The organism is Mammaliicoccus sp. FSL K6-3158 (assembly GCF_038005105.1).
GTDB lineage: Bacteria > Bacillota > Bacilli > Staphylococcales > Staphylococcaceae > Mammaliicoccus > Mammaliicoccus sciuri.
This window is the reverse complement of the sequence record NZ_JBBOSL010000001.1, coordinates 2,114,225-2,123,645: the sequence shown is the minus strand read 5'-3', so window position 1 is coordinate 2,123,645 and position 9,421 is coordinate 2,114,225. Positions and strand designations below refer to the sequence as shown.

Sequence of the window (9,421 nt, the reverse complement as noted above, 5' to 3'; positions counted from 1 at the left end):
AATACTATCAAGTCAATCTTTCAGAATTTTTAGGCTATTTTTAAATATGAAGAAACACGTTATAAATTTTTATAATTTTTTTAAGTTTGCTAAAAATTTGCCTTGTATTGACGTGAATAATCTATTTTTAATTGTTCAATACACTTCAAAGCTTGTTCACTATATGCATTATTTCTTTTAATCATTTTTTCTTCAAGTTCGGCTAATGATGATTTTAATGAATCAATGTAATTTGGAACATCATGTGGATACTCTTTTAAAAACTGTGCAGTTGTATATCTTTTTTCGAATTGGCTTAAAGCTTTTCTTTCATGGAAAAAAACATTTTCAACTTCATTTGGACTATGTAAATCTCCTTGTCGAGGATGTTTGAGAACAGCTAATACTTTAACAAGAAACTGGTCTCCTTTTTCTTCAACTATTTCTACGACATATTGACCTGTTTTGTGTGGAAATTGATAATACATGTTGATATCCCCTTTCTAAAAAATTATGTTATGATATCACTATTGTAATTATTTTAACATGAATGGAGAATATTAAATGACAAACTATCCTCAATTAACAAATGAAATATTAGAAGGTGAAAGAGTTGTAGAAATTAAAACAACTAAAGGAAACATGACATTCAAGTTATTTCCTGAATTAGCACCTAAAACTGTTGAAAACTTCATCGGTTTAGCTGAGAAAAAATATTATGATGGCATCATTTTCCATAGAGTTATCAATGACTTCATGGTACAAGGTGGAGACCCAACTGGTACAGGTATGGGTGGCGAAAGTATTTATGGAAGTGCTTTTGAAGATGAATTCTCATTACAAGCATTTAACTTATACGGTGCGTTATCTATGGCTAATGCTGGACCAAACACAAACGGTTCACAATTTTTCATTGTACAAATGAAAGAAGTACCAGCAAATATGTTATCTCAACTTAAAGATGGTGGTTGGCCTGAAGAAATCGTTGATCGTTATGCAGAAAAAGGCGGTACACCTTGGTTAGACCAAAAACACTCTGTATTTGGTCAAATTGTTGAAGGTGAATCAGTTCTTGAAGAAATCGCAAACGTTAAAGTTGGCGCTAACGATAAACCAGTTGAAGACGTAGTAATTGAAACAATTGAAATTATAAAATAAATCGACATTCAATTGTCATAAAAAAATCAATGCATTCGACTCAATCTTTGGTATAATTTAGTTGCTAAGGGAGTGGTCGGCTTATGATGGAATTTCTTTATTTTCCAGATAATAAATTAGAATATATTCCTGCTGTTGCTACGTTGATATTATTTATGATTTTGGCGTATATCGTATTTATGATGTTCCGTAAAAAATCTAAAAAAGACGAAGAAAAAATGAAATCATTTGAAAAACAAGTAATGGATCATTTAGAGCAAGAGGAGAAAAAGAACAATAAGAAGTAAATAAAGCATTCCAAACGAATACTATATATAGGAAGAGACTGAGGCATATGTATGTCGAAGTCTCTTTTTTATATGTAATGTTGAGTTGAGGGGTGGGCGCTAACGATCAAGACTCAAAAACAAGATCGTTAGAAATTCTAACGTTCAAGAAATCAAAACAAGATCGTTAGCGCCCAACATATCTCACAAAATCCCAATACAAATCCTACAACAAATAAAAAATCTTTAATCTATTTTCGCCATAGAATACTTATTTCTTAATCTAATAATAAATTCATGAATTTATAGATGATTTATATTTATGCATAATATTTTCAGAATTATATATCAAATTAATGGTTTAATAAAAATAACTATGCTATGATGAAATAGTTAATAACTTCAAGTACAAGGGGTTTTCTAAAAGTGAGAGAACAATATAAAGTTGGTCAGTTTGTAAAGGTAAAAGTGACTGGCATTCAGCCATATGGCGCCTTTGTTGAAACCCCTGATCATGTGGAAGGTCTCATTCATATTTCTGAAGTGATGAATGATTACGTGCACAACCTTAATCAATTTGTTAGTGTTGGCCAGATAGTAAAAGCTAAAATAATTAAAGTTGAAGCGGATGGCAAGTTGAATTTATCACTTAAAGATAATGAATATTTCAAAAGACAAGAACGTAAGAAAGAAAAGCGCTCAGTTCTAGATGAAATTAGAGAGACAGAAAAATACGGGTTTCAACCTTTAGAAGAAAGGTTGCCTAAGTGGATTAAACAATCAAATAAACATTTTGAAGACGAATAAATGATCTATCGTCTTTATAAGCTGGATATCTTACATGATAATCCGGCTTTTTTTATACGAAAAATCACTTCATTGAATGAACATTTAAACGGCTTTTTGAATAATTATTTGAAGTAAATTTACAACTTATTTTTATTGTAAAAATTCAGAAAAAAATAGCTTGAAGTAATCTATAAAAGTGTGTCATTATAGGAATGTAAGGGGTTTCTTAATACCCCGTATAAACATAGGGAGGTTTACTTTAATGATTCCATACAAACACGAACCATTTACTGATTTTACGAAAGAGGAGAATAAGGCTGCTTATTTAGATGGTCTTAAAACAGTTGAAGGATATTTAGGAAAAGAGTATCCAATTATTGTTGGAGGAGAACGTATATTTACAGAAGATAAAACACGTTCATATAATCCATCAAATATTGAAGAAACAGTAGGATTAGTTTCTAAAGCAAGCAAAGAACATGCTGAAAAGGCAATGGAAGCTGCTAAAGAAGCCTTTAAAACATGGAGAGATACTGATCCAAGTGTCCGTGCTGACGTTTTATTCAGAGCAGCAGCAATTACGAGACGTCGTAAACACGAATTCTCAGCTTTACTTTCTAAAGAAGGTGGTAAACCATGGAAAGAAGCAGATGCAGATACTGCTGAAGCAATCGACTTTATGGAATACTATGCGCGTCAAATGCTTGAATTAAAAGACGGTAAAAAAGTAGAAAGTCGTCCAGGAGAATATAATAAATATAATTATTTACCAGTTGGTGTAAGTGTTGTTATTTCACCATGGAACTTCGCATTTGCAATCATGGCTGGTACAACTGTAGCACCAGTCGTAACAGGAAACACTGTGTTATTAAAACCATCATCTAAAACGCCAGTTATCGCTTATAAATTTATGGAAGTTTTAGAAGAAGCAGGTTTACCAAAAGGGGTGGTAAACTACATTCCAGGTTCATCAAGTGAAATCGGTGATTATTTAATTGATCATAAAGATACAAGTCTTATTTCATTCACTGGTTCTCGTGATGTAGGTGTTTCTATTTATGAAAGAGCTGCAAAAGTTCAAAAAGGCCAAACACACCTTAAACGCGTTATTGCAGAAATGGGTGGTAAAGATACAATTATTGTTGATTCAGAAGGTGACTTAGATTTAGCAGCTGATTCAATTGTACAATCAGCATTTGGATTCTCAGGTCAAAAATGTTCAGCATGTTCACGTGTCATTGCAGTTGAAGATATTTATGATGAATTATTAGATAAAGTAGTTGAACGTACAGAAAAATTAACTGTCGGTGATTCAACTGATCAAGCTAATTATATGGGTCCAGTAATTGACGAAAACTCATTAAACAAAATTAAAAAATATATCGAAATCGGTAAAAAAGAAGGCCGTATAGTAGCAGGTGGTACAACTGACGAAGAAAAAGGACATTTCGTTAACCCAACTGTCATTGCTGATTTAAAACATGACGACAGAGTCATGCAAGAAGAAATCTTCGGACCAGTTGTTGGTTTCAGCAAAGCAAAAGATTTTGATCAAGCAATTGAATTTGCGAATGATACAGAATACGGTTTAACAGGTGGCGTTATTACAAATAACCGCTCTAAATTAGAACAAGCACGTAGAGACTTTATGGTAGGTAACTTATACTTCAATAGAGGATGTACAGGTGCTATTGTAGGTTACCAACCATTTGGTGGCTTTAAAATGTCAGGCACAGATTCTAAAGCAGGTGGACCAGACTACTTAGTACTTCACTTACAAGGACGTACGACATCAGAAATGTTATAATATTGTTGAAATAATAAAAATACAGTAGGGCGTTTACATGCTCTACTGTTTTAATGGGAGGAGATTTAATATGACAAAGTCACAAGAAATCATTGAACAAACAAATACATTTGGTGCGCCGAACTATTTGCCATTACCAATTGTAATTTCAGAAGCGGAAGGTATTTGGGTTAAAGATCCAGAGGGCAATCGCTATTTAGATATGTTATCTGCTTATTCTGCAGTTAACCAAGGTCATCGTCATCCGAAAATTATCCAAGCATTAAAAGATCAAGCAGATCGTGTAACACTTACTTCACGCGCATTCCATAGTGATCAATTAGGTCCTTGGTATGAAAAAATTTGTAAACTAGCAAACAAAGAAATGGTATTACCAATGAACACAGGTGCAGAAGCTGTTGAAACAGCGATTAAAGCTGCAAGACGTTGGGCTTATGATGTGAAAGGTGTAGAAGATAACAAAGCAGAAATCATTGCGATGAATGGTAACTTCCATGGTCGTACAATGGCTGCAGTTTCACTTTCTTCAGAAAAAGAATACCAAAGAGGTTATGGTCCATTATTAGGTGGATTCAAACTTGTTGATTTCGGTGATATTGAACAAATTAAATCTGCTATTACACCAAATACAGCAGCCGTATTAATTGAACCTATTCAAGGTGAAGCGGGTATTAATGTACCTGAAGACGGCTATTTAAAACAAATTAGAGAAATTTGTGATGAAAACAATGTATTATTCATTGCAGATGAAATTCAAGCTGGTCTTGGTAGAACAGGTAAATTATTCGCAACAGATTGGGATAATGTACAACCAGATATGTATATCTTAGGTAAAGCGTTAGGTGGAGGCGTATTCCCAATTTCATGTATTGTTGGTAATAAAGAAATTCTAGAAGTATTTAACCCAGGTTCACATGGTTCTACTTTTGGTGGTAACCCTCTAGCATGTGCGGTATCTGTTGCAGCATTAGACGTACTAATTGATGAAAAATTATCTGAGCGTTCTTTAGAATTAGGAACTTATTTCAAAGAAGAATTACAAAAAATTGATCATCCATCAATTAAAGAAGTAAGAGGTAAAGGTTTATTCATCGGTATCGAATTAACTGAAGATGCAAGACCATATTGTGAAAAATTAAAAGAATTAGGTCTGTTATGTAAAGAAACTCATGATACAGTTATTCGTTTTGCACCACCACTTATTATCGAAAAAGAAGATTTAGATTGGGCACTTGATCAAGTTAAGTCTGTTTTTAAATAAAAAAACTGATAACGTTTACAAAAAAACGTTTAAGACCTTTTAAAAATAATCAATTATGTTACAATTATTTAGAGATTAAAAGTATTTAAAAAAGAGGCGAAGAGGATCATGAGCGAAAATTTAAATTTAGTTTCATCGACACAAGAAATTATTGGTGAAGCCCTTAATAAATTAGGTTTTGACGAGGGAATGTACGATTTAATTAAGGAACCAATGAGATTATTAACAGTGCGTATACCTGTTAGAATGGATGACGGTTCTGTTAAGACATTTACTGGTTATCGAGCACAACATAATGATGCAGTTGGACCAACTAAAGGTGGGGTTCGTTTCCACCCAGATGTTGATGTTGAAGAAGTAACAGCATTATCTATGTGGATGACGTTAAAATGTGGAATTGTAGATTTACCATATGGTGGTGGTAAAGGTGGTATTGTCTGTGACCCAAGACAAATGAGTATTCATGAAGTAGAAAGATTATCTCGTGGATATGTTCGTGCTATTTCTCAAATAGTAGGTCCTACAAAAGATATTCCAGCACCAGACGTATTTACAAACTCACAAATTATGGCTTGGATGATGGATGAATATAGTCAAATGGATGAATTTAATTCTCCAGGATTTATTACTGGTAAACCTATTGTTTTAGGTGGTTCTCAAGGTAGAGATCGTTCTACTGCATTAGGTGTTGTTATTGCAATTGAAGAAGCAGCTAAGAGACGTGGAAAAACAATCGAAGGTTCAAGAGTCGTTATTCAAGGATTTGGTAACGCAGGAAGCTTTTTAGCGAAATTCTTATATGATCAAGGCGCTAAAATAGTAGGTATTTCAGATGCTTATGGTGCACTTCATGATCCTGAAGGTTTAGATATCGATTATTTATTAGATCGTCGTGATAGCTTCGGAACAGTTACAAATTTATTTGATGATACAATTTCTAATAAAGAATTATTTGAAATTGATTGTGATATCCTTGTTCCAGCAGCGATTTCAAATCAAATTACAGAAGATAATGCTAATGATATTAAAGCTGAAATTGTAGTAGAAGCAGCTAATGGTCCAACTACAATGGCAGCAACTAAAATATTAAGTGAGCGTGGCGTTCTTCTTGTGCCAGACGTATTAGCAAGTGCTGGTGGTGTAACAGTTTCATACTTCGAGTGGGTACAAAATAACCAAGGTTATTACTGGACTGAAGAAGAAGTTAACGAAAAACTACGTGAAAAATTAGTTAAAGCTTTTGATACAATTTATAACTTAGCAGAAAATAGAAAAATAGATATGAGATTAGCAGCTTATATTGTAGGTATTAAACGTACAGCTGAAGCGGCTAGATATAGAGGTTGGGCATAAGCCTTAACCAATAAAAACACACCATTTTGCATGGTGTGTTTTTTGATTATATGAGTTTTTTAGCGACATTAATTTGATGTTGGACGGACTCTTGACCTGTTGAACCATAACTTTTTCTACGGTTTAAACAGTTTTCAGGTTTTAAGTAATCAAATACATTTTCTTGTATACGTTCGTTGTAAGATTGATATTGTTCTAATGGTACATCTAATAAATATTTTCCATTTTGAATGCACCATAATACAATTTTACCTACAATCTCATGTGCTTCTCTAAAAGGTATATTTTGTTCTACTAAATAATCAGCTAGCTCAGTAGCATTAGAAAAATCTTTATGCACTGTTTCATTTAAACGCTCTTTATTCACTTGCATAGTAGATATCATACCTTCAAAAATACGCAATGAGCCTTTAATCGTATGAATGGCATCAAACAGTCCTTCTTTATCTTCTTGCATATCTTTATTATATGCTAATGGTAAGCCTTTTAAAGTAACGAGCATACTCATTAAATGACCCGTTGTTCTGCCAACTTTTCCTCTAATCAATTCTGCCATATCAGGGTTTTTCTTCTGCGGCATAATCGATGATCCAGTAGAAAAACTATCTGATAGTGTAATGAATTTAGCTTCGTCAGTAGACCAGAAAATAATTTCTTCAGCAAATCTTGATAGGTGAACCATCGTTAATGAAATATTATGCAAAGTTTCAACGATATAATCACGGTCACTAACTGCATCAAGACTATTTTCATATAAACTGCTAAAGTTTAAAAGTTCTTGTGTACGATGTCTATCAATAGGGTGCGTTGTACCACTTAAAGCTGCAGCACCTAGTGGACTGATGTCGATTCTTTTTAAACTATCATTAAATCTCGATTTATCACGCTCTAACATCCAGAAATAAGTCATGATATGATGCGCGAAAGATATAGGTTGCGCTCTTTGTAAGTGCGTGTAACCGGGCATGATGGTATGCACATGTTCATCAGCAATATGAAGAATTGATTTTTGAAGAGATTCTATAAGTGTAAGAATCTCTTGAACATGTTGTTTCGTATAAAGGTGCATATCCGTTGCAACTTGATCATTTCTACTTCTACCAGTATGCAATTTACCGCCTACTTGACCAATTTTCTGAATTAAAGCATGTTCAATATTTAAATGAATATCTTCAAGTGATTCAGACAGCTCAAGATTACCGTTATAATAGTCGGCTTGGATATCTTTTAGACCTTGAATAATTTGATTTGATTCTTCAGTTTTGATAATATTTTGCTCTGCTAACATTGTTGCATGTGCAATACTACCTTGAATATCTTGATCAATTAAATTTTTATCAAAATGGATAGATGCATTAAATGCATCTACCCATGATTCAGGGTTAGACTCGAATCTTCCACCCCATGCTTTTTTTGTCATTTTAAAACACCCTCTGTTTCTAATAATGCTTTAACCTTAGTAGGTAAACCGAAGATTTCAATGAATCCTACAGCTGCTTCTTGGTTAAATGCGTCTTCTTTAGTGTACGTTGCAAGTGCTTCATTGTATAAACTAAATGGAGATTTACGTCCATTAACGATTACATTTCCTTTAAATAGTTTAACACGTACTGTACCTGTTACTTGAGTTTGTGTAGAATCGATAAATTGTTTTAAGCTATCTGTTAATGGAGAGAACCATAATCCATTATAGATTTGTTCAGCTAATTGTTTTTCGATTACAGGTTTAAAGTGTGCAACGTCTTTAGTTAAAGTAATCGTTTCTAATGCTTTATGTGCTTCCATTATAACCTTTGCACCTGGTGTTTCATAGACTTCACGTGATTTAATACCAACTAAACGGTTTTCTACGTGATCGATTCTGCCGATACCATGTAAACCAGCAATTTCATTAAGTTGTAAGATTAATTCATCTAACGGATATGATTTATTATTGATTGAAATAGGTAAACCTTTTTCAAATACAATTTCAAGTTCTTCTGATGTATCAGGTGTTTCTTCAATTGGTTTCGTTAAATCATAAGCATCTTCTGGTGGTGTCGCAAATGGATCTTCAAGAATACCACACTCATTACTACGACCCCATAAATTTTGGTCAATTGAATATGGAGAATCTAAATTGATAGGAATTGGAATGTTATGTTTTTTAGCATAATCAATTTCTTCCTCACGACTCCAAGACCATTCACGTACTGGCGCTAATACTTTAATATGAGGCGCTAATGCTTTAATAGCTACTTCAAAACGTACTTGGTCATTCCCCTTACCAGTACATCCGTGTGCTATTGCAATCGCATCTTCTTCTTGAGCGATTTCAACTAATTTCTTAGATATAAGTGGTCTACTCAATGCAGAAACAAGTGGATAACTACCTTCATACATTGTATTACCTTTAATTGCATAACCAACAAAATCTTCACTGAATTCTTTTGTTGCGTCTATTACATATGATTTTTCTGCACCCATATCATATGCTTTTTGTTTAACTAGTTCTAAATCTTTACCTTCACCAACATCTAAACAACATGCAATTACTGTATATCCTTTTTCAATTAGCCATTTTACTGCAACACTCGTATCCAACCCGCCTGAGTATGCCAATACAACTTTGTTAGTCATTAAAAAAACCTCGCTTTTGTATTAATATTTAATATTTTGTATATTTAATCGATAAACATACAATATCATATTAGGAATGAATGTTCAATAGTTATTTTAAATATTTATGCATGTAAAAGTATATCGTTGCATTTCAATTGAAAGCCTATGAAAACTAGAGTAAAATAAAGACGTTGTTGAAATTAAATA

General features: G+C 33.1%; 9 protein-coding genes. 6 read left to right on the top strand and 3 right to left on the bottom strand.

Annotated features, from left to right (window positions below; all coding sequences use genetic code 11):
- Nucleotides 1–89 precede the first annotated feature (89 nt).
- The gene (gene kapB / locus MHH94_RS10630) at nt 90–467 is read right to left on the bottom strand and encodes a sporulation phosphorelay system protein KapB (RefSeq protein WP_058591480.1); all 378 of its coding nucleotides are present in this window, start codon (nt 465–467) and stop codon (nt 90–92) included.
- Nucleotides 468–543: 76 nt separating this feature from the next.
- Here kapB and MHH94_RS10625 point away from each other — a divergent pair, with 76 nt between their 5' ends.
- The 6 genes from MHH94_RS10625 to MHH94_RS10600 all read left to right on the top strand — a co-directional run bounded on the left by MHH94_RS10625 (nt 544) and on the right by MHH94_RS10600 (nt 6,613).
- Complete coding sequence (locus MHH94_RS10625) at nt 544–1,137, top strand: peptidylprolyl isomerase (protein ID WP_048540134.1); 594 nt, start codon at nt 544–546, stop codon at nt 1,135–1,137.
- An 83-nt stretch (nt 1,138–1,220) separates the two neighbouring features.
- Nucleotides 1,221–1,424: a hypothetical protein gene (locus tag MHH94_RS10620; RefSeq protein WP_025904699.1), complete on the top strand. Its 204-nt coding sequence runs from the start codon at nt 1,221–1,223 to the stop codon at nt 1,422–1,424.
- Nucleotides 1,425–1,829: 405 nt separating this feature from the next.
- Nucleotides 1,830–2,210, top strand: coding sequence for a S1 domain-containing post-transcriptional regulator Ygs (gene ygs, locus MHH94_RS10615; protein WP_325888788.1), 381 nt, complete (start codon nt 1,830–1,832; stop codon nt 2,208–2,210).
- 244 nt (nt 2,211–2,454) lie between these two features.
- Nucleotides 2,455–3,999 carry an L-glutamate gamma-semialdehyde dehydrogenase gene (gene pruA, locus MHH94_RS10610; protein WP_325888787.1) on the top strand — a complete coding sequence of 515 codons (1,545 nt, stop codon included), beginning with the start codon at nt 2,455–2,457 and terminating at the stop codon, nt 3,997–3,999.
- 70 nt (nt 4,000–4,069) lie between these two features.
- Nucleotides 4,070–5,260, top strand: coding sequence for an ornithine--oxo-acid transaminase (locus tag MHH94_RS10605; protein ID WP_049319830.1), 1,191 nt, complete (start codon nt 4,070–4,072; stop codon nt 5,258–5,260).
- Between the two features lie 108 nt (nt 5,261–5,368).
- A complete protein-coding gene (locus MHH94_RS10600) occupies nt 5,369–6,613 on the top strand; it encodes a Glu/Leu/Phe/Val family dehydrogenase (protein WP_048540128.1) in 1,245 nt (414 codons plus the stop codon).
- 46 nt (nt 6,614–6,659) lie between these two features.
- Here the strand turns inward: MHH94_RS10600 and argH are convergent, their stop codons facing one another.
- A complete protein-coding gene (argH, locus tag MHH94_RS10595; protein ID WP_058591478.1) occupies nt 6,660–8,033 on the bottom strand; it encodes an argininosuccinate lyase in 1,374 nt (457 codons plus the stop codon).
- Entirely contained in the window at nt 8,030–9,232 is a 1,203-nt protein-coding gene (locus MHH94_RS10590) for an argininosuccinate synthase (protein WP_058591477.1), read from the bottom strand. The genes argH and MHH94_RS10590 overlap by 4 nt, the downstream gene beginning before the upstream one ends.
- Between the last annotated feature and the right edge of the window lie 189 nt (nt 9,233–9,421).